23 protein-coding genes and 1 tRNA gene are annotated in these 25,071 nt (G+C 66.8%); 11 read left to right on the top strand and 13 right to left on the bottom strand.

Translation table 11 applies throughout. The features are described from left to right. Positions 1-111 precede the first annotated feature (111 nt). From ACSQ3N_RS21290 to ACSQ3N_RS21280, 3 genes are all read left to right on the top strand, one after another. On the top strand, positions 112-1,107 hold the full coding sequence (locus tag ACSQ3N_RS21290) for a 2-dehydropantoate 2-reductase (protein ID WP_436147388.1): 996 nt from the start codon (positions 112-114) through the stop codon (positions 1,105-1,107). A 380-nt stretch (positions 1,108-1,487) separates the two neighbouring features. Next, entirely contained in the window at positions 1,488-2,078 is a 591-nt protein-coding gene (locus ACSQ3N_RS21285; protein WP_436147387.1) for a hypothetical protein, read from the top strand. Between the two features lie 250 nt (positions 2,079-2,328). Next, positions 2,329-2,556 carry a DUF4287 domain-containing protein gene (locus tag ACSQ3N_RS21280; RefSeq protein WP_436147386.1) on the top strand — a complete coding sequence of 76 codons (228 nt, stop codon included), beginning with the start codon at positions 2,329-2,331 and terminating at the stop codon, positions 2,554-2,556. 40 nt (positions 2,557-2,596) lie between these two features. Here ACSQ3N_RS21280 and ACSQ3N_RS21275 read toward each other — a convergent pair whose 3' ends face one another. Then, positions 2,597-3,127 carry an Lrp/AsnC family transcriptional regulator gene (locus tag ACSQ3N_RS21275; RefSeq protein ID WP_369817150.1) on the bottom strand — a complete coding sequence of 177 codons (531 nt, stop codon included), beginning with the start codon at positions 3,125-3,127 and terminating at the stop codon, positions 2,597-2,599. 103 nt (positions 3,128-3,230) lie between these two features. Between ACSQ3N_RS21275 and ACSQ3N_RS21270 the strand changes: the two genes are divergently transcribed. Further along, positions 3,231-4,118, top strand: a complete 888-nt coding sequence (locus ACSQ3N_RS21270; RefSeq protein WP_056167616.1) for an EamA family transporter — start codon at positions 3,231-3,233, stop codon at positions 4,116-4,118. A 36-nt stretch (positions 4,119-4,154) separates the two neighbouring features. Here the strand turns inward: ACSQ3N_RS21270 and ACSQ3N_RS21265 are convergent, their stop codons facing one another. Together ACSQ3N_RS21265 and ACSQ3N_RS21260 are read right to left on the bottom strand one after the other, a co-directional pair. Then, positions 4,155-4,541 (bottom strand): nuclear transport factor 2 family protein, encoded by a 387-nt coding sequence (locus ACSQ3N_RS21265; protein WP_056167618.1) that lies wholly within the window; start codon positions 4,539-4,541, stop codon positions 4,155-4,157. Positions 4,542-4,621: 80 nt separating this feature from the next. Continuing rightward, positions 4,622-5,122, bottom strand: a complete 501-nt coding sequence (locus ACSQ3N_RS21260; protein ID WP_056167621.1) for a VOC family protein — start codon at positions 5,120-5,122, stop codon at positions 4,622-4,624. A 322-nt stretch (positions 5,123-5,444) separates the two neighbouring features. On the opposite strand from ACSQ3N_RS21260, the gene ACSQ3N_RS21255 reads away from it, so the two are divergent. The 3 genes from ACSQ3N_RS21255 (at position 5,445) to ACSQ3N_RS21245 (ending at position 8,227) form a co-directional block, all read left to right on the top strand. After that, on the top strand, positions 5,445-6,197 hold the full coding sequence (locus tag ACSQ3N_RS21255) for a hypothetical protein (protein ID WP_436147385.1): 753 nt from the start codon (positions 5,445-5,447) through the stop codon (positions 6,195-6,197). Positions 6,198-6,393: 196 nt separating this feature from the next. Then, complete coding sequence (locus ACSQ3N_RS21250) at positions 6,394-6,594, top strand: hypothetical protein (protein ID WP_436147384.1); 201 nt, start codon at positions 6,394-6,396, stop codon at positions 6,592-6,594. 307 nt (positions 6,595-6,901) lie between these two features. Continuing rightward, positions 6,902-8,227 carry a hypothetical protein gene (locus ACSQ3N_RS21245; protein ID WP_436147383.1) on the top strand — a complete coding sequence of 442 codons (1,326 nt, stop codon included), beginning with the start codon at positions 6,902-6,904 and terminating at the stop codon, positions 8,225-8,227. Positions 8,228-8,284: 57 nt separating this feature from the next. Here the strand turns inward: ACSQ3N_RS21245 and ACSQ3N_RS21240 are convergent, their stop codons facing one another. Further along, the gene (locus ACSQ3N_RS21240; RefSeq protein ID WP_436148017.1) at positions 8,285-8,713 is read right to left on the bottom strand and encodes a hypothetical protein; all 429 of its coding nucleotides are present in this window, start codon (positions 8,711-8,713) and stop codon (positions 8,285-8,287) included. Here ACSQ3N_RS21240 and ACSQ3N_RS21235 point away from each other — a divergent pair. After that, entirely contained in the window at positions 8,669-8,983 is a 315-nt protein-coding gene (locus tag ACSQ3N_RS21235; protein ID WP_436147995.1) for a KTSC domain-containing protein, read from the top strand. The two genes, ACSQ3N_RS21240 and ACSQ3N_RS21235, sit on opposite strands and share 45 nt — an antisense overlap. Positions 8,984-9,212: 229 nt before the next feature. After that, complete coding sequence (locus tag ACSQ3N_RS21230) at positions 9,213-9,917, top strand: lysozyme inhibitor LprI family protein (protein WP_436147382.1); 705 nt, start codon at positions 9,213-9,215, stop codon at positions 9,915-9,917. 598 nt (positions 9,918-10,515) lie between these two features. Here the strand turns inward: ACSQ3N_RS21230 and ACSQ3N_RS21225 are convergent. The 7 genes from ACSQ3N_RS21225 to ACSQ3N_RS21195 form a co-directional block, all read right to left on the bottom strand. Continuing rightward, a tRNA-Arg gene (locus tag ACSQ3N_RS21225) sits at positions 10,516-10,590 on the bottom strand. 59 nt (positions 10,591-10,649) lie between these two features. Then, positions 10,650-15,239 carry a translocation/assembly module TamB domain-containing protein gene (locus tag ACSQ3N_RS21220; RefSeq protein ID WP_436147381.1) on the bottom strand — a complete coding sequence of 1,530 codons (4,590 nt, stop codon included), beginning with the start codon at positions 15,237-15,239 and terminating at the stop codon, positions 10,650-10,652. Further along, on the bottom strand, positions 15,239-17,155 hold the full coding sequence (locus tag ACSQ3N_RS21215) for an autotransporter assembly complex protein TamA (protein ID WP_436147380.1): 1,917 nt from the start codon (positions 17,153-17,155) through the stop codon (positions 15,239-15,241). The genes ACSQ3N_RS21220 and ACSQ3N_RS21215 overlap by 1 nt, the downstream gene beginning before the upstream one ends. Before the next feature lie 205 nt (positions 17,156-17,360). Continuing rightward, positions 17,361-18,548 carry a vWA domain-containing protein gene (locus ACSQ3N_RS21210; protein ID WP_436147379.1) on the bottom strand — a complete coding sequence of 396 codons (1,188 nt, stop codon included), beginning with the start codon at positions 18,546-18,548 and terminating at the stop codon, positions 17,361-17,363. Positions 18,549-18,569: 21 nt separating this feature from the next. Then, entirely contained in the window at positions 18,570-19,169 is a 600-nt protein-coding gene (locus ACSQ3N_RS21205) for a GNAT family N-acetyltransferase (protein ID WP_436147378.1), read from the bottom strand. Positions 19,170-19,222: 53 nt separating this feature from the next. Next, positions 19,223-19,456, bottom strand: a complete 234-nt coding sequence (locus ACSQ3N_RS21200; RefSeq protein WP_436147377.1) for a hypothetical protein — start codon at positions 19,454-19,456, stop codon at positions 19,223-19,225. Between the two features lie 22 nt (positions 19,457-19,478). Next, complete coding sequence (locus ACSQ3N_RS21195) at positions 19,479-20,333, bottom strand: AAA family ATPase (protein ID WP_056417878.1); 855 nt, start codon at positions 20,331-20,333, stop codon at positions 19,479-19,481. 111 nt (positions 20,334-20,444) lie between these two features. Here ACSQ3N_RS21195 and ACSQ3N_RS21190 point away from each other — a divergent pair, with 111 nt between their 5' ends. Then, entirely contained in the window at positions 20,445-21,107 is a 663-nt protein-coding gene (locus tag ACSQ3N_RS21190) for a c-type cytochrome (RefSeq protein WP_056167645.1), read from the top strand. A 75-nt stretch (positions 21,108-21,182) separates the two neighbouring features. On the opposite strand, the gene ACSQ3N_RS21185 is transcribed toward ACSQ3N_RS21190, so the two are convergent. Beyond that, complete coding sequence (locus ACSQ3N_RS21185) at positions 21,183-23,768, bottom strand: putative bifunctional diguanylate cyclase/phosphodiesterase (protein ID WP_436147376.1); 2,586 nt, start codon at positions 23,766-23,768, stop codon at positions 21,183-21,185. A gap of 225 nt (positions 23,769-23,993) precedes the next feature. Beyond that, positions 23,994-24,428 carry a DUF1841 family protein gene (locus ACSQ3N_RS21180; RefSeq protein ID WP_436147375.1) on the bottom strand — a complete coding sequence of 145 codons (435 nt, stop codon included), beginning with the start codon at positions 24,426-24,428 and terminating at the stop codon, positions 23,994-23,996. Between the two features lie 195 nt (positions 24,429-24,623). Between ACSQ3N_RS21180 and ACSQ3N_RS21175 the strand changes: the two genes are divergently transcribed. After that, a complete protein-coding gene (locus ACSQ3N_RS21175; protein ID WP_436147374.1) occupies positions 24,624-24,848 on the top strand; it encodes a hypothetical protein in 225 nt (74 codons plus the stop codon). Positions 24,849-25,071: the final 223 nt, after the last annotated feature.

The raw sequence follows: 25,071 nt of genomic DNA, 5'->3' as shown, positions 1-25,071 counted from the left end.
CCCGCGTCGCCGCACAATGCACAGGCTGCGGGTGGCCGGCCGCCGACCGCCCTTCAGCGGGCGGTCTTGCCAGTCCGCATTTACACATCGCTTCAACGGAATCGACGTCACATGAACTTCATCGTCTTGGGTGCGGGCGCCATTGGCTGCTATGTGGGTGGGCGGCTGGCTGCGCACGGCCACTCCGTGTGCCTGGTGGGCCGTCCTCGTGCGCTCGAAGCCATCGCATTGCAGGGCTTGCGCGTGACGGACCTCGACGGCCTGGACCAGCTGGTGCCGCCCACCGCACTGCGCATTGCCACCAATCTGGCCGATGCCGTACCCCGTGCCCAGAGCGTGGTGCTGCTGTGCGTCAAGAGCGGCGCCACCGGATCCGCCGCGCGCGAACTGGCGGCCGCGTGCCCGGCCGGCACGCCTGTCATCTCGCTGCAGAACGGCGTGGACAACGTGGCCCACCTGACCGCATTGGCCCCCGAGCTGCGCGTGCTGGCCGGCATGGTGCCGTACAACGTGGTGCTGCGCGGCGCCCACGTGCACCGCGCCACGGCGGGGCACCTGCAGCTGCAGCGCGACGAGGTCACCGAAGGCCTGGCGCCCCTGTTCAACGCCGCGGGCCTGGCCACCGTGCTGCCGTACGACATCCGGTCGGTGCAGTGGGGCAAGCTGCTGCTCAACCTCAACAACCCGGTGAATGCGCTGTCCAACCTGCCGCTGCGCGAAGAGCTGCTGGACCGCGACTGCCGCTTCGTCTTTGCCGCGCTGCAGTCCGAGGCACTGGTGGTGATGGCGCGTGCCGGCATCTCCCCGGCCAAGGTCACCGCCGTGTCGCCGCGCCTGCTGCCCCATGTGCTGCGCCTGCCCAACTGGCTGTTCACGCGGCTGGCCCGGCGCATGCTGCAGATCGACGCCCAGGCGCGCTCGTCCATGTGGGACGACCTGGAGGCCGGCCGTGTGACCGAGATCGATGCCATCTGTGGAGCCGTGGTGCGGCTGGCCGCGCAGCAGGGTGGGCAGGCGCCGCTCAGTGCGCGCATGTGCGAGTTGCTCGGGGGGCCGCGGCTGCGGTTGACGGGGCGAGAGCTGCGCAACGCGTTGGGTTTGGCGTGAGACAGGACTTGCTGGAAAAAGCTTTGGTGCCTTGTCTTCCCACCCAGGTCGTTGGCTTGCCAAGGCGCATGTTTTCCCTGTCCCAACCCTCCACCCGTGCGTGGCGCAGACCCGCCGGCAAAGCTGCGTTCAAGTCAACCCTGGGTGGGAACCGCTAAGCTTTGATCATGCGCAAATTCATACTCCTTGCAGCCACGGCGCTCGTGTTGTCGACACCCTCCCTCGCCGCGTCACCGCGCACGGACACGCTGGCCATTACTCCATCCGAAGGGTGGGCCGCGGCCGGTTGTACGCCAGACAAGCTCTGTGTGGAAATCGCTCCATCGGAGCCCGGCTGCGAAGGCCAGGCATGTCCCAACGGCGCAGCCGATGGCACGGACGTGAGCCTGCAGCTGCCTGGCGGTCAGGGCGATCCGGCGCACATGCTCTATCGGATAGCAGGGCTGCCATCCGCAGACGCTTATGCCCGGCTGTGGCCGAAGCTCATCCGCTTCAAGGGCGGCCTCCTTGTGGGTGTGCAAATGGAGGAGCGCGCCATGTATTCGGGCGGTGGGGCCAGTGCAACCACCCTGCACCTCATCGCCTTTGTGCCCGACCAATCACCGTTCGAGGTTCTGCGTGTTCCACAGAGCTCCAGCGCGACGATCCGGGCGTGTTTCAGCGAGCGCCACATGAAGCAGCGCGCCGGGGCCTGCCACGATGAATACAACTTCGACGCGACCATTGCGCTGACGCAAACATCCGCTGCAGGGTGGCCGGTGCTGCGCTATCGCAGCAAGGCGACATCGTTTCCGGGGCACGTGTCGCGGTCCAAAGACTCGCTGGCGGCGCGGCCACTTCGCCAGCGCGACCTGGTGACCGTGACCGACCCCCAATGCAGTTACCAGCGGTTGTACCGCTTCACCCCGCAAGCCCGCGCTTACGTGCCCGATACGCCAACGCCCGATTGCACGGACTACACCGTGCCCTGATGGGCTGTGCAAGCTCACCGGAGGTTGCCAGGCTTGGCTGCCAGTGCGACGATGGCGATACGGCCAGCGATGAGCAAGATGCACTCCAGTGGCAACCGCTGCCAGCGCGCCGGCTTGCTCACGGGCGCGCGGGGCGAGTGCCCTACCGGCGACAACGGCGCTGATGGTCCGCGCCCACAGGCCCAGGGTCACCGTCCTGTCAGGGCTGTCTTCATTTTGTCGCCGGCCAGTTTCATACCAAGGACCCACCATGACAGAGCCAAGCACCAACACCACCCCGGCGAAAGGCCCCGCCTCGTATTTCCCGTCCATCGAGGCCAAGTACGGCCAGCCTATCAGCCACTGGATGGACGTACTGCGCGCCGCGGGCCCGCGCAAGCACATGGAGTACGTGGCCCTGCTCAAAACCGACCACGCCCTGGGCCATGGGCATGCGAATGCGCTGGTGGCGGCCTATCTGAGCCAAGGCAAGTCATAGCTGTCCATCTTTGGGGGATGTGCGCAGCCGGGGTCGCCACTCAGGCCGCACCAGCCTCACCCAAGCCCAGCGGCACCTTGAGCCCTGCTTTCAAACACCCCAGCGACACCGACGTGCGAAAGCGCCGCACGTTGTCGTCCCCATCGAACAGCCGCCGCGTCAGCGCCTCGTAGTCCGCCATCGACGCCACGTTGACCACCAGCAGGTAGTCCGCCTCGCCGGTCACGCTGTAGCACTGCTGCACCGCGTCTTCGGCGGCGATGCGCGCGCGCAGCGGGGCCGTGCGGTCGGGGCGCTCGTTCTCTAGATGGATCTCGAGCACGATGGTCAGCGGCATGCCCACCTTCACCGGGTCGATCACGGCCACGTTGGCGCGGATCACGCCGCTGTCCTGCAGCCGCTTGATGCGCCGCTGCACGGCGGGCGCCGACAGATTGACCGCCCTGGCGATCAGGCGTTGCGGCGTGGTGTTGTCCGTCTGCAGGATGTCGAGGATGGCCAGGTCGAAGCGGTCCAGGCCCGGGTGCGGCAGGGGCGCGATGGCGGAGGCGGAAATGGGCGTGGTGGGCATGTCGGCAGCCTTCCGGTGCAGGGCAGGGGGAGTGAGCGAAAGTTGCGTGAAGGGCTTCGAAACAGAGCCAAAAACGCGCCGCGGTCGAACTATATTTTTACCCATGACCGCGTCCCCCTTTCAACGATTCATTCCCTTCCTGGCCGTGCTGGGCTCCGTCACGGCGCTCGGGTTCGGCACATCGTGGGCCAAGCAGATCCTGTTTCCGGCGGTGGGCGCGCAGGGCACCACCGCCGTGCGCGTGGGCCTGTCGGCCGTGCTGATGCTGCTGCTGTGGCGCCCCTGGCGCTGGCGTCTGTCACGCGCCGATGCCGTGGCGATTGCCTGCTACGGCGCCGCGCTGGGCGCCATGAACCTGATGTTCTACATGTCGCTGCGCACGCTGCCGTTCGGCCTGGCCGTGGCCATCGAGTTTTCGGGGCCGCTGGCGGTCGCAATCTGGTCGTCGCGCCGCGCGGTGGACTTCGTGTGGGTGGCCCTGGCGATGGCAGGCCTGGGCATGCTGCTGCCGCTGGGCCTGAACGGCAGCGTGCTCGACCCGATGGGCGTTTTCTACGCGCTGGCTGCCGCCGTGTTCTGGGCGCTGTACATCGTGTTCGGCAAGCGCGCCGGCCATCTGCACGCGGGGCATACCGTATCGCTGGGGCTGCTGGTGGCTGCGCTGGTGGTGGTGCCCGTGGGCGTGGTGCATGCAGGCACCACGCTGCTCACGCCCACCGTGCTGCTGGTGGGCCTGGCCGTGGCGGCTATCTCCAGCGCCATCCCCATCTCGCTGGAAATGATGGCCCTGAAGCGCCTGCCCAAGGAGGCCTTCGGCATCATGATCAGCATGGAGCCCGCCGTGGCCGCCGTGCTGGCCATGGGCCTGCTGGGCGAGCACCTGAGCTTCAATCAGTGGCTCGCCATCGGCCTCATCGTGTCGGCATCGATGGGCACGGCCATGACGGCCGGGCGGAGCAAGCCCGCGCTGCGCGAGCCGGCCGCCGCGTAGTTCAGTGATGGTTCCAGGGGTCGCGCATGCGCATTACTAACTGGCGCGCGGTGCGTCGTGGTAATGCAGGTGCTGCACCTGCCAGCCGTGTTCTACGGTGTGCAGCCACAACTCGGTGAACAGCACCGCAGGCTGGTCACCCTGTGGTGTAGCCATGCGGCCCACGCCATGGGCCGACACCACGCCATCGCAGATTGTGCGCAGCACCAGCCGCTCGTCCTGCGCGCGGCTGCCGGGCGGAAACCAGCGGCCCGATTGCACGGCAGCTGCAATGCCGCCCAGCTGCATCGCCCGGCTTTGCACGCCGGTGCTGGTGACGACAAAGAAATCGGCGGCCTGCAACTGCCCCAGAACGCCGGTGTCGCCCGCCACAAAGGCTGCATACCATTGCGTGCGCGCCGCCCGCAGATCCGTGTGATTCACTTGCTGTCACTCCCTGCCATCCGTTCCTCAAGAGCCCGACGCGGGCTCTTTTCTTGACAGCGATGGTATCCGTCAGTGCATCAAGCCGCAGATGCCGGGCCGCCGCCCCGCCATGCCGCCTCGATGGTGGCGATGTCGATCTTGCGCATGGTCATCATCGCTTCGAACACCCGCTTGGCCACTGCGCGGTCGGGGTCGGCCATGGCCGTGGTCAGCACGCGCGGGGTGATCTGCCACGACACGCCCCAGCGGTCCTTGCACCAGCCGCACTCGCTCTCCTGGCCGCCGTTGCCCACCACAGCGTTCCACAGTCGGTCCGTCTCGGCCTGATCGTCGGTCGCGATCTGGAAGGAGAAGGATTCGTTGTGCTTGAACTGCGGCCCGCCGTTCAGGCCGACGCACGGGATACCCGCCACAGTGAACTCCACCGTGAGCACATCGCCCTGTTGGCCGTCCGGGTAGTCGCCCGGTGCCAGCATCACTGCGCCGACGGAACTGTCGGGAAAGGTGGCTGCGTAGAAATGGGCGGCGCTCAAAGCATCTCGCTCGTACCACAGGCAAATCGTGTTCTTGCTGGTCATGGTTGGCTCCTTGGAAAAGTGGACCCGCCGCGCATCTGGGCGATCGTCATCGTCGTCATGTCCCGCGCGGTGTCCATGGGGTTGTCGCAAGCGGGTGGTGTGGCCGCGCGCTTCGTTGATGCACGTTGACCGAGGCTCGCGTGCCCGCCCGTCGCGCCGCGGGCGTGCAACGTTTATGGCGTGAATGTGCACATCTGTATCGCAGCCACAGCACTACAAACGCGTAAGGAATGGCCTACAGAAATGGGCAGCGCGTTTTTTCAAGATGGGTTTTCGCATGAGGAATTGGCCCATGCGTTTTCATTGAAACGAGGAGATTGCAATGGCATACCGTGACGACGAAGACCGCAACCGCAACCAAGCACGCGACTACGACAGCGACAGCGGACGGCACCAACAACACCAGCAGCAGGAATACCGCAGCGGCGGCTATGGCAGCCATGAAGACCAACGCAACCGGCAGTACCAGGCGCAGGACGACACCAGCCGGTTTGCCAGCGACAGGGACTCCAGCGCCGGCCAGTACCGCAGCGGGCGCGGCAACGAATCACAGTTTGGCGGCTATGGGCAGTCAGGCCCCGGCAGCAGCCACTTCGTGGGTGACCGCGGTGGCAACAGCAACATCGGGCGCGGCGTCGGGGACAGCGGCTACGGCGGCTATGGCGGCGGTCAGCAGTACCAGCAGGACCGCTATCCACAGGGTGGTCAACAGCAAGGCTATGACTGGGGCGGCTCTCGCCAGGTAGGCGGTGGTTACGGCGGCGCCGATCAGTTCTCGCAGGGCTACGGTGGTGGCCAGTACGGCGGGCGGCAGGACCGGTCCGGCGGTGGTTTCTACGGTGACTCCGACCGCTTCAGCTCTGGCCGCAACCAGAGCCAGCAGGGCCACGACCCCGACTACCACCAGTGGCGCAACGAGCAGATCAGCAATCTCGACAAGGACTACGAAGCCTTCCGCGGAGAGCGCTACCAGAAGTTCTCGGACGACTTCAACACCTGGCGCAGCAACCGCACCAAGAGCGCCGACCAGAACCAGCAAACCGCCAGCGCGAAAAACAAGGACCAGACCAAGTGACCGTGCTGCAGCGCAGCCGTAACACGCAATATGGCAAAGGCCTCGGCATCTGTGTCGGGGCCTTTTTTTCGCACATGCGCTACGTGCGCGAAGGGGCCAGTGACACTCCCGGCCGCGCACCCGGATCTTCGCCCGTCTCCTACGCTGCAGGCCAGCGCTACCGGGCCCAATTCAATCTTTGACCCAGGAGCACACCATGGCCACCGACCCCGCAGAACACCCCATCCACAAAGTCCCCGAAACGTTCCCCCTGCCGCCCGGGGATCTGCCGCCCAGCACGGAGCCACTGACGGTGCCGCCACAGCCCCAGTTGCCGCAGTCGTCCGAACCGAGCCCCTACCAGGGCGAGCGAGAGGATGAAAGCGCAGACCCGGTAGGCCAGCCGCCCAGGATGTAGGGCGACTGCTGCAGTGGTCAAAGCTTCATGCGCGCTCCTAAGCGCCAGAGGCTTTGACCTGCTGACTTGCAGGTCCCGTTCAAGCCTGCGGGTCCTGTCGGCGACGGGCATGCCACGCAAGTCCGCTAGCATCACGCAGCGCTGACCCTGCCTTTGGCCGTCGCCTTGGCCATCCGAAGATGCTGGTACGGAGGTGGGAATCAGCCTGACCGTGGATGTGTCGGCGTGCGCCGCTTAGTTGGACGCGCTCAGCCGAGCCATCTGTGTTGCACCCCCCGACCACCTACCCGTCTACCCACTTCCACCCATGAACTTCGACTTGGTCGCCCCGCTGCTGCATCGCATCTACGACGTTGCCAACCACGGCATCGACAGCTACGGCCAGTCCTTCTTTCGCATCCCCGATACGGTGACCGCGCAAGAGCGCCAGCAACTGGCCGATGCCGGCTGGACGCCCAATACACCCGTGCAGTGGCCGCATGATGAAACCATTCAGCGGCTGCGCAGCCTCGCCGCGCAGGTGGACCTGCGTCGCGCGGCCGACGCGTTCGTGGCATCGCTGGGCTCGGCCGGGCTGCAGTGGCAGGCCGTGCTGCCCGCCGTGGCGCTGGGCCTGGCCATGCCAGAACATGCACACCAGCCCATGGGCCCGGGGTCAGACCGCTGCGCCATCTGCTTTCACACCGCAATGGCCAAGGATCGCACTCAGCTGGCTTACCACCGCGCGTTGCAAGGGTCGGGCTGGAGCGACGAGGACGGCCCGCTGGCCGCAGTGCTGACCCTGGAAGACGCGCTCCAGTGCCCGCCCGACAGCTGGCCCCAGCCCGCGCCGCGCGACATCTGGGTGCTGCACCAGCTGCTGGGCTTGCTGCGCAGGCTGCCCGGCATCGCTCGCTATAGCCAGGCGCGCACCGCCATCCAGGCTGCGAAGTGGCTGCAGCCTGCCAAGCCCTGGCGTGCTGGGCTGCTGCTGGAGGCACTGGCGTTTGTAGGTGTGCTGCAGGCCCCGGATCGGCCTGGCCTGCGGACCCGCTTCACCTCCGCGCGCGAGCGCGACCAGCGGCCCAGTGTGCGGGTCGAAGTGCCCGGCCCGCTGGCCTGGTGGACAGCGGCGCACGGCACCAACGACGCCCTGCTGCAAAGCCTGTTCGGCCACCTGCAGCGCCCCACCGCAGAGCCTGCGGCCCCAGCACCTCAGCCACCACCATCTCGTGCAAAGTCCGCAGCCCGGCCCACCGGGGTGCCCAAGGCCCCGCGTGCATTGCCCGGCCCGCTGGCCGCGGGCGATGTGTATGTCGTGCGCTTTCGAGAAGACCTCTGGGGCGCCGCCTACTGCCACGAAATGCGCACCGACGAGCCCACCGGCGTCGTGCGCGGCCGCATGGAGTATCTGGACATCCTGTCACCCACACCACCCACACCGGCCGACTTGGCCGAGCGGGGCTTTCGCGACCGCCTGGACGGCAGTCGCTGGCAGATGTGGTGCGCCAGCCTGGACCAGACCAGCGGCGTCAAACGCATCGCCCAAGGCGTACCGCCGCGCCCCCATGCCCAGAGAATGCCCGACCGCATAACCCACGGCGGCGCGAAGGAATTGCGGCACATGGCTGCATGGAATTTTCCGCAGCTTTGAGCAGCGCGGGCGTTGGATGGACCGGGCGCTTTGCCTGCGCGCCCACACATCCCGTGCCTATCGCAGCAACTCCACAACCATAGGAGCTACTTGGTACAGCCCGTAGAGCACATATGCGATGAACGGGCAGGCAAGAACGGCGGCGGTCAACGTCAGCGCGGATTTGAAGCGAAGCATCGCTGACGAGAACGTAGCGATGCAACCCGCCATGGCGACGGCCGCACAGGCTGCAAGCCAAGAGAGCGCCCCGGCCCACACCTTGCCGTACCCGCAGCCGCCTTCGAAGTCGGAGGCACAGGGCTTGTGCACCGCGATCGCAAGGTCTGCGGAAAACCACGCTGCAGCGCAGTAGAGGATGAATGCAATTGCAAGGGCCAGTCCTGAGGCTGATGGGTCGGGGGGCGCATCTTGAAGCTTTTCGTATTTGTAGCGCTTGCGCTGATGGCCCAGGCCGCCGCAGCCGAGACGGTGCAGGTGTGGCACCACGGCCCCGTCCCGCTCGATACGCTTGTGTGTGCCGACGTGAACCAGAGCAGCGATGTTTCCCGCATCTGCTACGACAAAGCAGAGCGGTTCATGGTCATTCGTTTGAAGAGCACCTACTGCGACTATTGCAGCATCGATTCAGGCACGGCGCAGGCGCTACAAAGCGCGGGCTCAAAGCGACAGTTCCTCGAGTCGCGCATCCGTGGCTCGGGCAGCGATGAGCCCTTCGATTGCAGGATCCACCCCATCCCGAACAAGTACAAGCGCTAGACGCTGAGCGCTCTTTAAGCCGAAGGCTGATACGCAGAGGTGCGGTGTGCGAATTGTACCGGTGCGATCTTAAAAATTTGCCCTTCCGCTCCAACATTGAGCTATCAAAGCCAATGGGAATAACTCCTACAGTGAGAGCAAAATTCTTGTACTTTAATAGTCAGTCTTATGTGCTTATTCTGATAGTTTAAAAATAAATTGAAGCCCGCTAAAATATTCAAAGTAAAAAATGAAAAAACCTTTATCTATCGGCATTGCTCTCGTCGCTTTGAACCTTTCTGCCTCGGCATGGGCTCAGACCGCAGGCCAATTTATGAATAATCCAGCGTTTACTGGTCAAAGGCCAGCGCAGTGCATCTCAACTCTTGAAATGCAGCAATGCGCTGCTCATGATTTGCGCGATGCAGATGCTGAGATGAGCAAGCGCTATGCTGAGCTGCGCGCTAGCCTGAATACAGCCGCTCGAAAAATTCTTTTGACCGAGCAACGGGCATGGCTGAAATCGCGTGATCGGGACTGCGTCTCCAAAGGGCGCAATGGCGGCACGATGGCTTCTGTAGCCGTTGCTAGCTGCTGGGTCGAGGTAACTAAATCTCGTTCTTCAGCGCTGGAGAAAGAACTCGGGTCTAAGGTGAATTCTGCTGATCCTTTGCCAGCATCCGCGTTCATCGGCCGCTGGCGCGGCGGTGAAGGCACTGTGATGAAAATTACGCGCCAAGGCGACCGTCTCTTGATTGACAATCAGTGGGGCTTAGACGCAGATATGCACGGCAAATTTGTTGGCACTATTACATCGGATGGACTTCGCTTCGAGCGTAATGGTGTGATGGAGACTGTGCGTCCTGGTATGGGTGATTCCGTAAACCGCAGTGCTTTGAGAGGGAAAAAAGACTGCCTTGTGGTTTCGCGCGATGAAGGCTATTGCCGATATTAATAACGATATTTATTCTTCGTAGTGTTGACGGCTTGTAATTGATGGCAGGCCAACGCAAAAAAGGGCCCCGAAATAACGCCGGGGCCTTTTGCATTTCAGCGCTAAGCGCACGCCTGGTAGGAATCATTGGGACGCTCAAAGATCCAGCATGCCCAGCGCCTCCACTCGGGCTGCCCCGAAGCCTCCGGCCGCCCCAGCGCCACGGCCGTTGAGCGCTCGCCGACCAAACTTCATGCAATAGGCGCGCACATCCTCCACGCGCTAATCAGAGCCCAACGGGTCGGGAACGTGCGCAGCAGCGCCATGGCCTTCGAGAGGGCCTCTTCGCAGTCTGCCTAGGCCTTGCAAGCCTCCAGGCGCGCATAGGCTGCATCGTGGGCGGTTGCGTACTGCTCTGCAGCCGTGACACACTGGCCCGCATGGGCAGCGGGGTGCGCCCCGAATCGGCCAGCGCCTCGCGAAGCTCTTCGGCGATAACCATGGGAGGACTGTGCTTGGTCTGGCCGCAATCAGTGCTTGTATAGGGGCATAAGCTGATTTCCCAGGGGGAAACAAAAAAGCCCGCAAGAGCTTGCACCCGTGCGGACTGGTTGTTTTTTGGTCCCTTCGACAGGAATCGAACCTGTATCTAGCGCTTAGGAGGCACTCGTTCTATCCATTGAACTACGAAGAGACAGCCGCGCATTGTAGGGGCTGCGTGGCGCGGTTCCTGGCGGCCTGATTCCACCCCCCTCAGTCGTACTTCACGGTATAGATCAGATCCACCGCGCTCTTCTCCCCCGTCTGCCCGCGCAGCGTCAGGCGGCGCGACAGGTCGTAGAAGATATACAGCGTGCCGAGCGTCCCCGACAGGCTGCGTTCGTACGTCACGTACAAATCCTTGGACAAGCGCTTGCCAAAAGTGAGTGCCGCGCCTGTGGCGTCTTCGCCGGAGCCGGGGCCCTTGAAGCCGATTTCGTCCAGGCCCACGCGGTTGGCGATGTTGGCGGCGGTGTTGTTGCCGCCGCCGCCTCGGCCCAGCAGGGCCAGGGCGGCTTGTTGCAGCACGGCGGCTTCGGCGCCGCCGGCGGCGGCGTTGCGGCCCAGGACCACCCACGACAGCTTTTCGGCGTCGGGCAGTTCGGGGTCCGAATACAGGCGCACGCGCGGGGCCTGGGCGCTGCCAGTGACCTGCACGCCCGCGCGCACGCTGATGTTGGGGCGCAGGGCGAGGATGTCGAGCGACGGGTTGTTGTACGGGCCGTTGAAGCGGATGAGGCCGGTCTCCACGTCCAGCATCTGGCCCCAGGCGCGGTAGCGGCCCTCTTCGGTGCGCACCTCGCCGGTCACGCGCGGCGGGGCGCCGGCCACGGCGCTGCTGCGGATGTCCACTTCGCCGGTCAGGCGCGTGGTGATGCCGTGGCCATGCAGCGCGAAGTCGCGGCCCAGGTTGAGGGTGATGGCGATGTCGGGGGGCTTGGCGGTTTCGGCCTGGGCGGCCACCTGGTTGGCACGGGCGGCGGCCTGGGCCTTGGCCTGGTCTTCCTTGTCCTTGGCGGCAGAGCGCACGATCACGTCCGAGCCCAGGCTGGGCGCGCTTTCGTCGGGCAGGATGATGGTGGCGCGGTCGGTGGTCAGCTTGCCGCGCAGGCTGATCTGGCCTTGCTGTAGCTGGGCCTTGAGGTCGCCCGACACGCTGATCTGGCGGTCGGCGCGCACCAGCACCTGCAGCGCCTTGGCTTCGGCCTGCATCGACATCGCGATGCCGGACATGCCGTTGCCCGCCTGGCCCCAGGTGATGCGGCCGGTACCGGTGAGTGTGCCGCCGTCCTGTGGCGCGGACGTGCGGTTGCCGCTGAAGCCCGCGATGCGTGCACCACTGCCGCGCCCGCCCTGCAGGCGGAACTCGGTGATATCGAGCTGGTTGCCGCTCAGGGTGGCGCGCAGGCGGCCGCCTTGCAGGTCCACACCGTCGACCACGGAGCGCACGGCCAGTTCGTCGGCGCCCAGCGTGCCGGCCCAGCGGGGTACGTCGCGTGTGCCCGACAAGGTAGCGCTGGCGTCGAGCGTGCCGCGCACGCGCCAGCCGGGCGGTGCCAGGGCGGACCACACGCCCACATCGGGCAGGCGGGCGCGCAGGGTGCCGGCCAACGGTGCGTTGGCCGCCCAGGTGATGGCGGCCAGGTCGGTGCCCGCGCTGCCACCGGCCAGTGTGAGCCGTGTGCTGGCGCTGGCGTCGATCTCGCCAGCGCGGTCGCTGGCCCAGGCCAGCCGTGCGCGCAGCGCGTCGCCTTCCAGATCGATCGACACCTCGGCCTGGCGCACACCGGCGGGTGTGCCTGCGGCGGGGGTGGACGTGGCCTCGGTGGCGATCACGGTGGTGGCGCCGGCACCAGCGCCTTGGCCGCTGCTCTGCACGGCGGTCACGGCGGTGGGGTCGCCCGCCAGGATGCGCAGGTCGCCGCTGGCCCGCCGCAGGCTGGCGCTGGCACGCAGCGCGCTGGTGGTGTCCAGGTTCCATTGCCCGTCCAGCACCAGGGTGCTGGCCAGGCCCATTCGGGCCAGTAGGGGCTGATTGGGGCGGCCTGCTGCCGCGGGTGTGCTGCCAATGCCCAGTGCGTCCACCCAGGCCATGGGCAGGCCCTGCAGAGTGCCCTGGGTCTGCACCTGCAGTGCGGGGCCTGTGGTGACGCGCACGGGCTGCCAGCGCAGCACCACGGTGCCGGGCTGAGGGCCGGTCAGGCGGGCCTGGCCTGCGGATGTCTGGATGGTCAGTGCGGGCGCGGGCTGTGGTGCGGGGGCGGTGCTGCCTTTGTTGTCGTTCTTGTTGTTGCCGGTGCGCCGGCTTGCCGTGCCGGCGGCGGGGACCGTGCTGGCCGTGGTGTTCACGGTAACGGACAGCGGCTCGGCCAGTTGCATGGCCCAGGGGCCTGGGCGCTGCGCGTCTTGCGCCTGCAGGCGCAGTTCGTTGATCTGTGCTCGCCATTGAGAGGGGGCGGCCAGACCACCGGACAGTCGGGCCTGCAGGGTGGCGCGCTGCATCTGCTGTGCCTGGTTGGCGTTCAGGCGGGCTTCGCCGTCCACCGACAGGGTGGCCTGCAGTACGTTGCCCGACAGCTCGGCCTTCACGCCCCGCAGTTGCACGGCGGTGGGCCGGCTGCCGGCTTCGTTGGCGGAAGGCAGCGTCAGGTCGAGCTGCGATGTCGCCAGCGTGGCCTGCAGCTCGAAGGCGTCTTTGCCCGCAGGCAAGGCGCTGCCCGTGCTGGAGGCCTCCAGTTGGCGCACCAGCGTTTGCCAGCCGCCCTTCCATCGCGCCGTGACCGACGCCGCACCCTTGGCCGTGGCACCTTGCAGCGCGGCCTGTGCGGCGCTGCCCGCGAACGGTAGGCTGACAAGCCAGCGCTGCGTGGCATCCACGTCGGCCCATTGCACCTGCAGGTCGCCTGCGCCGGTGGTGGGTGCGATGCTGCCTTGCGCCCGGGCCGTGGCGCCCGGTATGGTGATGGCGAGCTGGCCCTGCACGGCGGGGCCGGCCAGGGCGATGCGCAGGCCAGTGCCTTCGGCGCGCGCCTGCAGTGCATCCACCAGCAGGCGGTCCAGCTGCACCGTGCCGCCACCGCTCTGCGCACCGGCCTGGGCCCCGGGTTGCCAGTTGCCCTGCGCCGCGAGGGTCTGGATGCTGAGCAGGGCAGGGCGGCCCTTGGTGGCCCGTGCAGGCGCTGTAGCGGGGCCTGACGCACGGATGTCTGCGTTGAAGCGCACCTTGTCGCCCTGCGTCTGCGCGCTGATGCGGCCTGCCAGTGGCGCAGCGGCCATGGCGGTGTGCAGCAGGTCGGGGCGCAGGTTGCGCAGCTCGGCCTGGCCTTCCAGGGCCTGGGTTGCGGGGGTGAAGTGGCCTTGCAGCGTGGCGGTACCGGTGCCTGCAGTGGCAACGGCGGAGGGCACGGTCCAGCGGGTGCCGTCGTAGCGGGCGTCGGCCTGCAGCGCGGACAGGGGCAGGCGGCGCTGGTCCCACGGGCCGGCCAGGTCATTGCGCAGTTCGGCTTGCAGCGTCCATCCGGTGGTGGGGCTTGCCGATGAGGGAGCAGTAGTGGGAGAGGCGGCGCCACTGCCCTGCGTGATACTGGCTGGATTGTTGGGTGCGGGGAGCGGCGGCGTGGCACCTGCTGACGGGTCGACCGCCATCGGCCCGGCCCTCACGGTGCCATGCAACTGTGTACTGGGTGCCTGGGGCCAGAGTGCGGCCAGGTCCACGGCGCGCAGCGCTGCGGTGGCGGCTTGCAGGGGCTGGGCGGTCCAGGGGGTGACGGTGGCCGTCAGGTCGGCCTGCATGGGCTCTGCGGGCGGCGGCTTTGCCGCATTGCGTTGCGCGGTGCTGGTGGTACGGGCGGCTTTGGACGCCGACTTGCTGGCGGGCTGGGCGGTGGGTGCCGATGCTGCCGTTGCGTTGGCGGCCGCGGAAGCGGAGGCGGCTGCTGATGCTGTTGCTGTTGCCGTGGTGGCCACCGGGCTGATGCGTGCATTGAGCTCCAGCTGCGCCGCGGCGGTGGCCAGCGTGCCCTGCAGCGTGGCGTGTGCGCCCAGCTGCAGCGCAGCGCCGCCGCCGGGCACGGCAGCCTGCACGGTGCCGTCCACCGTGGCGTCCAGCGCCATGGGCGCATCGGCCTGCAGCGTGGCGCTGGCGCTGTAGCGGCCCTGGGCCAGCTCCACGTTGTCGATCTTCAGGCGGTGGTCGCGCCCGTCGTAGCGGTAGGTACCCTGCAGGCCCAGCACCTGCACGGCCGGCGTGCCTGCCCACTGGATCTCGTCCACCCGAAACGGCACGCCGATCTGCAAGGGCAGCTTGAGCTGCGTGAGCGGCTGGGGTGGCTCTGTACTGCGTGGTGCGTCCGCAGCGGGCGTGATCTGCACCCGCGCGGCGTGCACCTCGCCCAGCTCCAGCCGCCGCTGCAGCAGGGGCATGAGCTGCCAGCCCAGGGTGATGTCGTTCACCTCCACCGACAGGGCCGGGCTACTCCAGCGCAGCCAGCCGATGTGCCCGCCACCGCGCAGCGATCCGGTGACGTCGCGGCTTTCCAGTTGCTGGTCGGCGGGCAGGTACTGCGCGGCGCGTGCCAGTGCGGCCGCCAGCGAGCTGTTGCTGCCGGTCCACCACCACAGGGCCGCGGCCACGGCCATCAGCAGGGCCACCACGGTGGCCAGCAGCCAGCCCAGGCCCCGCAGCGCGCGGCGCACGCGCCGCCGTGGGGGCTTTTTGCGGCCGGACGCGCCAGCGCTGAAATCCGAGGACCTCGCGCGTGGCGAAGCCGGGGCAGGAGTAGCGGCGGTATCTTGGTTTGCCATCAGAAGCTGAACCCCAGCCGCAGGTGCACCCGCACTTCCTTGGTCTTCACGCCGTAGGCCAGGTCAGCCTGCAGCGGGCCCACCGGGCTGCGCCAGCGCACACCCGCGCCCACGCCGACGCGCGGGTCCAGGTCGCCTGCGCGGTCGGCCACGGCGCCGGCATCCACGAACAGGGTGCTTTCCCAGTCGGTCATCTCGCCCTTGTAGACGATGGGGCGCTGCCATTCGACGCTGCCTACTGCCATGTAGCGGCCACCGTACAGCTGGCCGTTGTCGGTGCGCGCGCCGATGCTGCGGTAGCCGTAGCCGCGCACGGTGGTGTCGCCACCAGTCAGAAAGAGCTGCGTCACCGGCACCTGTGCGCCGTCGCGCGCCATTAGCGCCCCGGCTTCGGTGCGCACGGCGATGCGGGCGTTGCGGCCCTGGCCGGCGTCGTCCTGCACTCGGCCTGCGGGGATGAAGGTCTGCCAGCGCACCAGGGTGCGCACGAAGGGGTCGCGCTCGGGCCGCAGCGTGGTGCCCACGCCCAGCTCCACGGCGATGCCGTGGCCGCGCGTGGGTGCGGTCATGTTGTTGAAGTAGCGACCCGTCCAGCCGTAGTTGACGCTGACGGCGGTGCCCGACGGCGGTGCGCCCACACCCTGGCTGTTGGCGTAGTCGTACTGCAGGAAGTAGCTGCGGTCGATGGCTTTGGTGCTCTTGCTGCGGCCCGATCGCAGGCGGCCGCTGTTGGTGTCGAAGTCGCCCGTGTCCTCGCGCTGCAATTGGCCGCCGGCGAACCAGCGCCAGCCGTTGGTGTCGGGCAGTGCGGTCCATTCGGTGCTGGCCAGTTTCGTCTCGCGGTCCAGCGACAGCTTGCTCACCGCGCGCCAGCCGATGCCGGGCAGTTTGTTGTGGATGTGCTCCAGCGACAGGCGGGCGCCGCTGTCGGTCGAAAAGCCAGGGCCGAACACCAGCTTTTGCAGCGGCGCTTCGCGCACCTGGGCCACCACCGGGGCGGCCTGCGGGTCGGTGCCTTCGGTGTCGAGCGTGAGGAACACCGCATCGTAGTAGCCGCTGCTGGCCAGGCGCAATTGCGCGTCCAGCAGCTCGGCCTCGTCGTACACCGCGCCCGTGGGCAGGCGCGCCAGGCGGCGAGCACCGTCGGGGTCGTAACGCTCGCTGCCCTGCACGCGCAGGGGGCCGAAGCGATAGGCCGGGCCGGGGTCGTAGGTGACGTTGAGCTTGGCTTCGTGCTTGTCGGCGTCAACCTCTGCACGGCTGTTGGCGATGCGAGCGGTGGGGTGGCGGCGGGCCTGCAGCTGGCGCAGGCCGTCGGTCTTGGCCGAGTCCCATGCAGACTGCGTGAAGGCCTGGCCGGGCGACAGCGACCAGTTACGCTGCACCCGCTGCTGCTGGCGCGCGCTGGCCTTCACGTCTTCGGGGTTTGCCGCGGGGTTGGCGGAGAAGTCGATGTCTGCGCTGGCAATGCGGGTCTGTGGGCCGGGCTGCACAGTGACCACCACGGTGCGCGGCGCGGCCTTGGAGTCCGGCGTCTCGGTCAGCTCCACCGTGATGGTGGGGGCGAAGTAGCCCATGGTGCCCAGCAGCTCGCGCGCGTTGGCGTCGGCTGCGCCCAGCAGGCGCTGCAGCTCGCTGGCGTTCACGTCGGGCAGGTTGCGAAAGCGCTGCAGCTCCAGGTGCCGCTCCAGCGTCCCGCGCACGGCGTCCGGGGCGCGCACTTCGACCGCGAACGATGGCGATGAGGATTCTGCGATGACGGGCCCCGTGCCCGATGCGTTGTCGCCCTCGTCCTTGTCGACCCCGGGCCGCAGCATGCTGCACCCTTGCAGGCCGAGCACGCCAACAAGCAGCAACGCCGGCCACAGGGCCGGCGTTGGGGAGATGGCGGTGGGGCGCAGGGGGCTGAAAGGCACGGTGGGCAAGGAGTGTTGGGCGTCCGGGGCGTCAAAAACGGCGTTTCAGGTGTCTTGCACGCCGCACCTGCACCTTGTTGGTGCCCTGCCACTATGCCCTGAAAGTTGGGCGGTCCTTGTCAGACAGCTTCGCTCACTGTGCCCGCATGCCCGGGCGGCCCCGCTGGCCCCGTGCGCAGTCGGCGCCGGGGCAGTGTCCGCAGTCCTATTTGGACAGCAGGCGCATGGTTTCTTCCAGCCCCTTGAGCGACAGCGGGTACATGCGGTTGCCCAGCAGCTGCTGGATGATGCTGATGCTCTGGCGGTACTGCCACACGCCCTGGGGCTCGGGGTTGATCCAGGCGTGCTTGGGAAACGCGTGGGTCAGGCGCTGGATCCACTCGGCGCCGGGTTCTTCGTTGTTGTATTCCACGCTGCCGCCGGGCTGCAGGATCTCGTACGGGCTCATGGTCGCGTCGCCCACGAAGATCAGCTTGTAGTCGCGGTTGTATTTGCGGATGATGTCCAGGGTCGGGAACTTCTCGGCAAAGCGGCGGCGGTTGTTCTTCCACATGAAGTCGTAGACGCAGTTGTGGAAGTAGTAGAACTCCAGGTGCTTGAACTCGGACTTCACGGCGCTGAAGAGTTCTTCCACGCGCTGGATGTGCTCGTCCATGGTGCCGCCCACGTCCATCAGCAGCAGCACCTTCACGTTGTTGTGCCGCTCGGGCACCATCTTGATGTCCAGGTACCCCGCGTTGGCGGCGGTGCTGCGGATGGTGTCGGGCAGGTCGAGCTCCAGGTCGTGCCCTTCGCGTGCGAACTTGCGCAGGCGGCGCAGCGCCACCTTGATGTTGCGCGTGCCCAGCTCCTGCTGGTCGTCGTAGTCCTTGTAGGCGCGCTGCTCCCACACCTTGACGGCGCTCTTGTTCTTGCCCGCGCCGCCGATGCGCACGCCCTGCGGGTTGTAGCCGCCGTGGCCGAACGGGCTGGTGCCGCCTGTGCCGATCCACTTGCTGCCGCCCTCGTGGCGCTCCTTCTGTTCTTCGAGGCGCTTCTTGAGCGTCTCCATCAGCTCGTCCCAGCCCATCTTCTCGATGGCGGCTTTCTGCTCGGGCGTGAGTTCGTTCTCCAGGATCTTGCGCAGCCAGTCGGCCGGAATCTCCTTGGTGAAGTCGGCCACCATCTCCACGCCTTTGAAGTAGGCGCCGAAGGCCCGGTCGAACTTGTCGTAGTGCTTCTCGTCCTTGACCAGGGTCAGGCGCGAGAGGTTGTAGAAATCGTCCAGGCTCCACGCGTCATCCGACTTGGGGCCGACCACGCCGGCCTGCAGCGCTTCAAGCAGCGTGAGGTATTCCTTGACCGACACCGGCAGCTTGGCCGAGCGCAGCGTGTAGAAGAAGTCGATGAGCATGTTGTGGGCTCCTGCCGCTGGTCAGGCTGGCGTGTGGCGCTCTAAAAGATATAGCAACTGCGCCTTGGCTTCGGGCCATTCGCCCGAGCGCATGCTGTACATCACGGTGTCGCGGATGGTGCCGTCGCGGCGCAGGGCGTGGCCGCGGATGACGCCGTCCTTTTTGGCACCCAGGCGCTCGATGGCGCGCTGCGAGGCGAAGTTGTAGTTGTCGGTGCGCCAGCCCACCACGTGGCAGCCCAGCGTGTCGAAGGCATGGCCCATCAGCAGCAGTTTGCAGGTGGTGTTGACGTGGCTGCGCTGCACGCTCTGGCGGTACCAGGTGTAGCCGATCTCCACGCGGCGCATGGCGGGCAGGACGTCGTGGAAGCTGCTGGACCCCAGCACCTGGCCCGTGGCTTCATCGATGACGGCGAACGCAAAGCGGTGGCCTTCCTCGCGGCCTTTCAGCGCGGTCTCGATGTAGGCGCGGGTGTCCTCTGGCTCGGGCACCGAGGTGATGCGCAGCTTCCACAGCTCGCCATCGGCGGCCGCTGCGGCTAGGCCCGATGCGTGCGACAGCGCCAGCGGCTCCAGGCGCACGCCGCGGCTGCTCAGGGTGACGGGTTCTACAAAGGCCATGTTGCTGTCTTTGCGGTTGGTGCCTTGGGGTGTGTGTACGTGCCCCAGGCCGGTCAGTCTTGGGTCCGTTCGCGGCGGCTTTTCTGCCAGCGGCGCGCCGCGTGCAGGCCCAGGCCGCCACCCAGGCCGACCAGGGCAATGCCCAGCAGTGCCTTGGTGCCGTAGCCGGGCGCAAAGATATCGAGGCCCAGCCACTGGCCGATCCAGAAGCCGGCCAGCGCGCCGCCGACAAAACCGATGGCGTCGGCAATGCCGTCTGCGAGAGAGGGTGTGTGGGGTGCGCTCATGGGGCCGGGCTTGGCTGCGGCATCAACGATTTCTTTGGTTCATGAACACGAGCTTTTCGAACAGGCTCACATCCTGTTCGTTCTTGAGCAACGCGCCCACCAGCGGCGGTACGGCCACCTTGTTGTCGGCGCTTTGCAGCGCGGTGAGCGGGATGTCTTCGGCCACCAGCAGCTTGAGCCAGTCCAGCAGTTCGCTGGTCGACGGCTTCTTCTTGAGGCCCGGCAGGTTGCGCACGTCGTAGAAAGTCTTCATCGCCACGGACAAGAGCTCGCTCTTGAGCGTGGGGAAGTGCACGCCCACGATCTGGCGCATGGTGTCGGCCTCGGGGAACTTGATGAAGTGAAAGAAGCAGCGGCGCAGGAAGGCGTCGGGCAGCTCTTTTTCGTTGTTGGAGGTGATGAACACCAGCGGGCGGTGCTTGGCCTTGATGAGCTCGCGCGTCTCGTAGCAGTAGAACTCCATGCGGTCGATCTCGCGCAGCAGGTCGTTCGGGAATTCGATGTCGGCCTTGTCGATCTCGTCGATCAGCAGCGCGACGGGCCGGTCGGCCGTGAAGGCCTGCCACAGCACACCCTGCACGATGTAGTTGCGGATGTCCTTCACGCGGTCGGCGCTGTCGCCATCGTTGAGCTGGCTGTCGCGCAGGCGGCTCACGGCGTCATATTCGTACAGGCCCTGCTGGGCCTTGGTGGTCGACTTGATGTGCCATTGCAACAGTGGCATGTCCAGCGCCTGGGCCACTTCTTCGGCCAGCATCGTCTTGCCGGTGCCGGGCTCGCCCTTGATGAGCAGCGGGCGCTGCAGGGTGATGGCTGCGTTCACGGCCAGCATCAGGTCTTGGGTGGCGACGTAGTTCTGGGAACCTTGAAATTTCATGAGGGAAATCACCGGATCGTTGATGGATGGGGCTTGACAGGCGCTGGCTATAATCTGCTGTTGATCAGATCCCCAGAGCTGACTGAACTTCCACGAGATTGTGCGCGCAAAATGAACAAAACGCTGACCACGCTATTCGCCCTGGCTGTCGCTTCCGTGACCGCCGTCTCCCATGCCCAGGAAGCCAAAGGCGACGTGGAAGCAGGCAAGCAAAAGATTGCCATGTGCATCGGTTGCCACGGTATTCCGGGCTACCAGGCCAGCTTTCCTGAAGTGCACAAGGTGCCGATGATTTCGGGCCAAAGCGCCAAGTACATCGCCGCAGCGCTCACCGCCTACCAAAAGGGCGAGCGCAAGCACCCCACCATGCGCGGTGTGGCTGAGTCGCTGTCTGAAAAAGACATCGCCGATGTGTCTGCCTACTACGAGCAGCACGGCAAGACGGGCACCGAGCTGCCTGCCAAGCCCGCCCGCGAACCCAGCGTGCAAGTGGCCGAGCTGCTCAAGAAAGGCGCCTGCGTTTCGTGCCACGGCGACAACTTCGCCAAGCCCATCGACCCGTCTTACCCCAAGGTCGCAGGCCAGCACGCCGACTACCTGTTCGTGGCCTTGAAGTCGTACAAGGCCGAGAAGAACCCCAACGTGGGGCGCAGCAACGCCATCATGGGCGGCGTCGCCAAGCAGTTCACCAATGCCGAACTGAAGGCGCTGTCCAACTACATCAGCGGCATCGACGGCGATCTGCACGTAGTGCCGCAATCGCGCTTTCGCTGATCACAGGAAGAGCCCGGCGGTGTGGCCAGCCACCCGCCGCAGCCAGAACAACCCGCCAAGCCCTGGCGGGTTTTTTTATGCCTGCGTCGATGGCGTTGACGATGGGGTGGGCAGTGAGCCCGTGCCATCCCCGTCCAGCAGCCGCACCGACAGGTCCATGTCCTGCAGCAGCGCAGGGCGGCCGAACCAGTAGCCCTGGGCGCTGGCGCAGCCCATTTCGCGCAGGCGCTGGGCGGCGGCCTGGGTCTCCACGCCCTCGGCCACCACGGTCACGCCGAAGCCTTGCGACATGTTCAGCACGGCGGTGACGATGGCGGCGTTCTGCGGCGAGTCGAGCAGGTTGCGCACAAAGCTCTGGTCTATCTTCACGCAGTCGAACGGCAGGCGGCTCAGGTAGGCCAGCGATGAATAGCCCGTGCCGAAGTCGTCGATGGCGATCTTCACCCCGAGCGCCCGGATGCGCGCCAGGCGCTGGCCGGTCACGGCGTCGCCTTCGATCAGCACCGACTCCGTCAGCTCCAGCGTCAGGTGCCGGGGCGGCAGGCCGCTGGTGGCCAGCACCTGCTGCAGCGCTGCCGGAAAGTCCGACTGGATGAGCTGGCGCGCCGACACGTTCACGTGCAGATCGAACCCTTCGGGCAGGTGCGGCAGTTGCTGTGCGATGTCCTGCGTCGCGCGGCGCAGCACCCAGTCGCCCAGGGCCAGGATCAGGTCGGACTCTTCCGCCACGGGGATGAACACACCCGGCGGCACCATGCCGCGCGTGGGGCTGTGCCAGCGCAGCAGCGCCTCGGCGCCGCTCACCCTGCCGGTGTCCAGCTCGATCACCGGCTGGTAGTGCACCAGGAACTGGTTCTTCTCCAGCGCCTGCCGCAGCTCGGTGGCCAGCCGGGCGCGCTCCTTGGACTGCTCGGCCATGCTGGGCTCGAACACGACACACTGGTTCAGGCCGCGCCGCTTGGCTTCGCCCAGCGCGATGCTGGCGTTGCGCAGCCATTCGGGCAGGTCGTCGCCGCGCAGGTGCCCGCCCACCACGCCGACCGATGCGTGCACCATGACTTCGTCGGCACCGGCAGAGAACGGTGTGGTGAACAGCGTCAACACTGTCTTGGCGATCTGCGCTTGCGACGCCGCATCGCCGCTGCTCAGGTGCAGCAGCGCAAACTCGTCGCCGCCCAGGCGCGCCATGAGCACCGGCGCGGGCAGGCGCGCGCGCAGCCGTTCGCTCACGGCCTGCAGCAGGCGGTCGCCGGTGCCGTAGCCCACGTTGTCGTTGATGGCACGAAAGGCGTCCAGGCCCACCAGGGTCAACACCGCGGGTTGCGGCTCGGTCCAGTTGGCCTGCTCCAGCAGGCCGCGGCGCGTGAGCAACTGGGTGAGGCTGTCGTAGATGAGCAGCTCGCGCATCTGGTTGAACGAGCGTTGCAGCCGGTCCGCCATCTGGTTGAAGGCGTGCACGAGAATGGTGGTCTCCAGCAGCGGGCTGCTTTTTTCGATACCCGTGCTCCACTCGCCGCGTGCAATCCGGTTGGCGGCCTCGGCCGTCATGAGGATGGGGCGCGCAGCCCGCTCGATCACCCACAGCCCCAGGATGAGTCCCAGCACCGCGATGGCTGCGGTGGCCAGCAGTGCCTGGCGATTGGCGCTGCGGGAGTCGCCCAGCAAGTCCGACTCGGGCAGCAGCACCACGATGCGCCAGTCGATGCCGCGTGGGTCCGCATATCGCGTGACCCGGCCGAAGTACTGCTCGCCCACATGGGTGAACCGAAAGCCCGTGCCCTCCGCCGCGGGGGCCTGCTGCAGGTACGGGCCTGCCGCACGAATCTGCGGGCTGGCGCTCTGCGCGACCGTGAGGCGTTCGCGCTGCCCGGCCGCGTCCTGCTGGTCGCTGACCAGCGCGCCGGGTTCGGAGTGCGCAACGATGCGGCCCTGCGCGTCGGTGATGAAGATCTGCCCCTGGCCGCGCAGCGGCTCCTCGCGCAAAAAGCGGTTGAGGGTGTCCAGCCGCACGTCGGCCTCCATCACGCCCACCAGCTGGCCCTTGACCACCACGGGCGACGCGGCCGAGATGGTCACGTCACCCCGCTCGCCGGCCGTGGTGTAGATGGGCGACCACTGCGCCGTGCCAGATTGCGCCACCGGCGCATACCAGGGCCGCACGCGCGGATCGTAATGGGGGAAGGCCGCCGCCACCTTGGCAGGGGTCGCGTCCTCGTACACGTTCATGAGGCCGCGGGTGGAGTTGTCCTTGAGGATCAGCTTGAAGCCGCTGCGCGCGCTGGCGTCGCGGCGGATGCCGGCGTACTCGCCTGTCTGGCTGCCAAAGCTGAGCAGGCTGATCTGCTGGTGGTTGGTGTAGAGCTCGGAAAAAATGCCCTGCAAATGCTGGTACAGGGGCTTGAGGTTGCCTGGCTGGTACAGGCCATGGCGGGCTATCGCATCGCCGATGCTGCGCTGGATGAGGAACGGCGCCTCCAGAAACTCGGCCAGCCGCCCGCGCGAGGTGTTGGTGATCGCATCGAGCAGACGCACGCTTTCCTGGTCGATCAGATCGGTGATCTGCCGGTGCTGCGTGACGGCCTGCAATGCCACCGTGGCTGCGAACAGCACGGCAAAAGGCACGGCGATGGCCGTTCGCAGGGAGAGCTGAAATGCGCGCATCCGAGTGGGCTCCAGGACCGGACTGGACAGGCTGCACGCAAGGAGCGTGCCGCGTGCAGCCAGTGGTTTGTGTCCTATTGTGTGCGCCAGGGTGACGAACGGGCAAGCGCGCCGCACATTTGTGCCACCGGTGGTGTTGTCCGGCCACCGCCGGCAAGGCTGTGTCGCTCGATATCTAGGCGCCGCAGGGCAGAGCAGCACAGCGCTGCTCGCGCGGGCCCGGCCCTAGTCCTTGGTAGCGCGGCGCTGCACGCAGGCGATGTACGCCTGGCCGTCGGGCGGGCGGCCGGCGCGCTGGCTCTCCCACAGCATTTCGCCCAGGCAGTCCATGGCCGCGTGGTGGGCGTCGTGCAGCGAATCGAGCCGTGCGGTCAGCAGTTCCACTGCCTGGCGGATGCCGCGGGGCTGGTCGATGCTGCATTGCTCGCTGATCGACAAATGCATCGACAAATGCAGGAAGGGGTTGGTCTGGCCCGGCGTCTCGTCGTAGTTGCGGGCCACGGCGGCATCGGCGCTGGAGAGGTCGGCGTGGTACTCGGGGTGCTCCGCGATCCACAGGCTGGCCAGCGTCTCGATGGCTTCCATGGGGGCGCCGGCCTGGGTCTTGGTGTGCACCCCGCAGAGAAAGCGGCGCACATCGGCTTGGGAGGGGCTGAACATGGGGCGGGAGGTTAGCACGCACCCCGTGGGCCCAGGGCGCGCAGGGTTGCCGGGGCCGCGCTGCCAACGCAGCATAGTCTGCGGCTATGTCCTACGCGGCGGCTTTCTGGCCGCTTCTACATTTGCGTTGCGCAGAGAGAGCCGGGCCCTATCTGCCAGATTCCACGGATGGTCCGGTGTTTGGGAGATGCGTTCATGACTGCTCTGCGAATTGCGGGTGTCTTGCTGCTGGTGATGGGCATGGCGGTTTTTGTGACCGGCGGCATCAGTATTAGCGGCGATGCCTTGCAGGCGCCCCTGGGCGCACTGGATCTGACGGCACAGGACAACTACGAGGCTGTCGTCATCCCGCAGTGGATGAGCCTGGGTGCCATGGTGGTCGGCGGCATGGTGCTGGTCGTAGGCTTTCGCAAGAGCTGAGATCAACCCGGCTGAAACCCAGCCGGCAGTTCGCTGATTTTCTCCCCGGCTATGCCCCGCCGCAGGGCATGGCATCACATGCAGTGCCTTGCGCAGCGCGCGCCGGGCCACCAGTCATCGCAGCGAGTCGTTGGCGTTGGTGCTTCAGCACTTTGCACCCACGCAAGGCAAGGTCGCCTGGATGCCAGCCCCGGCTGCTCGTTGCGGTGAATCGCTGGATCTT

It is taken from the genome of Acidovorax sp. LjRoot194 (genome assembly GCF_964253015.1).
GTDB lineage: Bacteria > Pseudomonadota > Gammaproteobacteria > Burkholderiales > Burkholderiaceae_C > Acidovorax.
Note: the sequence above shows the minus strand (reverse complement) of the source record. Positions and strands in the feature narration are given on the sequence as shown.

Excerpts from the sequence above, each read along its gene's own strand:
- ACSQ3N_RS21190 (WP_056167645.1), top strand. The coding sequence starts at position 20,445 with ATGAACAAAACGCTGACCACGCTATTCGCCCTGGCTGTCGCTTCCGTG.
- ACSQ3N_RS21185 (WP_436147376.1), bottom strand. The coding sequence starts at position 23,768 with ATGCGCGCATTTCAGCTCTCCCTGCGAACGGCCATCGCCGTGCCTTTT.
- ACSQ3N_RS21250 (WP_436147384.1), top strand. The coding sequence starts at position 6,394 with ATGGCCACCGACCCCGCAGAACACCCCATCCACAAAGTCCCCGAAACG.
- ACSQ3N_RS21180 (WP_436147375.1), bottom strand. The coding sequence starts at position 24,428 with ATGTTCAGCCCCTCCCAAGCCGATGTGCGCCGCTTTCTCTGCGGGGTG.
- ACSQ3N_RS21175 (WP_436147374.1), top strand. The coding sequence starts at position 24,624 with ATGACTGCTCTGCGAATTGCGGGTGTCTTGCTGCTGGTGATGGGCATG.
- ACSQ3N_RS21230 (WP_436147382.1), top strand. The coding sequence starts at position 9,213 with ATGAAAAAACCTTTATCTATCGGCATTGCTCTCGTCGCTTTGAACCTT.
- ACSQ3N_RS21270 (WP_056167616.1), top strand. The coding sequence starts at position 3,231 with ATGACCGCGTCCCCCTTTCAACGATTCATTCCCTTCCTGGCCGTGCTG.
- ACSQ3N_RS21255 (WP_436147385.1), top strand. The coding sequence starts at position 5,445 with ATGGCATACCGTGACGACGAAGACCGCAACCGCAACCAAGCACGCGAC.
- ACSQ3N_RS21210 (WP_436147379.1), bottom strand. The coding sequence starts at position 18,548 with ATGCTCATCGACTTCTTCTACACGCTGCGCTCGGCCAAGCTGCCGGTG.
- ACSQ3N_RS21280 (WP_436147386.1), top strand. The coding sequence starts at position 2,329 with ATGACAGAGCCAAGCACCAACACCACCCCGGCGAAAGGCCCCGCCTCG.
- ACSQ3N_RS21205 (WP_436147378.1), bottom strand. The coding sequence starts at position 19,169 with ATGGCCTTTGTAGAACCCGTCACCCTGAGCAGCCGCGGCGTGCGCCTG.
- ACSQ3N_RS21245 (WP_436147383.1), top strand. The coding sequence starts at position 6,902 with ATGAACTTCGACTTGGTCGCCCCGCTGCTGCATCGCATCTACGACGTT.
- ACSQ3N_RS21200 (WP_436147377.1), bottom strand. The coding sequence starts at position 19,456 with ATGAGCGCACCCCACACACCCTCTCTCGCAGACGGCATTGCCGACGCC.
- ACSQ3N_RS21260 (WP_056167621.1), bottom strand. The coding sequence starts at position 5,122 with ATGACCAGCAAGAACACGATTTGCCTGTGGTACGAGCGAGATGCTTTG.
- ACSQ3N_RS21290 (WP_436147388.1), top strand. The coding sequence starts at position 112 with ATGAACTTCATCGTCTTGGGTGCGGGCGCCATTGGCTGCTATGTGGGT.
- ACSQ3N_RS21275 (WP_369817150.1), bottom strand. The coding sequence starts at position 3,127 with ATGCCCACCACGCCCATTTCCGCCTCCGCCATCGCGCCCCTGCCGCAC.
- ACSQ3N_RS21220 (WP_436147381.1), bottom strand. The coding sequence starts at position 15,239 with ATGGCAAACCAAGATACCGCCGCTACTCCTGCCCCGGCTTCGCCACGC.
- ACSQ3N_RS21195 (WP_056417878.1), bottom strand. The coding sequence starts at position 20,333 with ATGAAATTTCAAGGTTCCCAGAACTACGTCGCCACCCAAGACCTGATG.
- ACSQ3N_RS21235 (WP_436147995.1), top strand. The coding sequence starts at position 8,669 with ATGGCCCAGGCCGCCGCAGCCGAGACGGTGCAGGTGTGGCACCACGGC.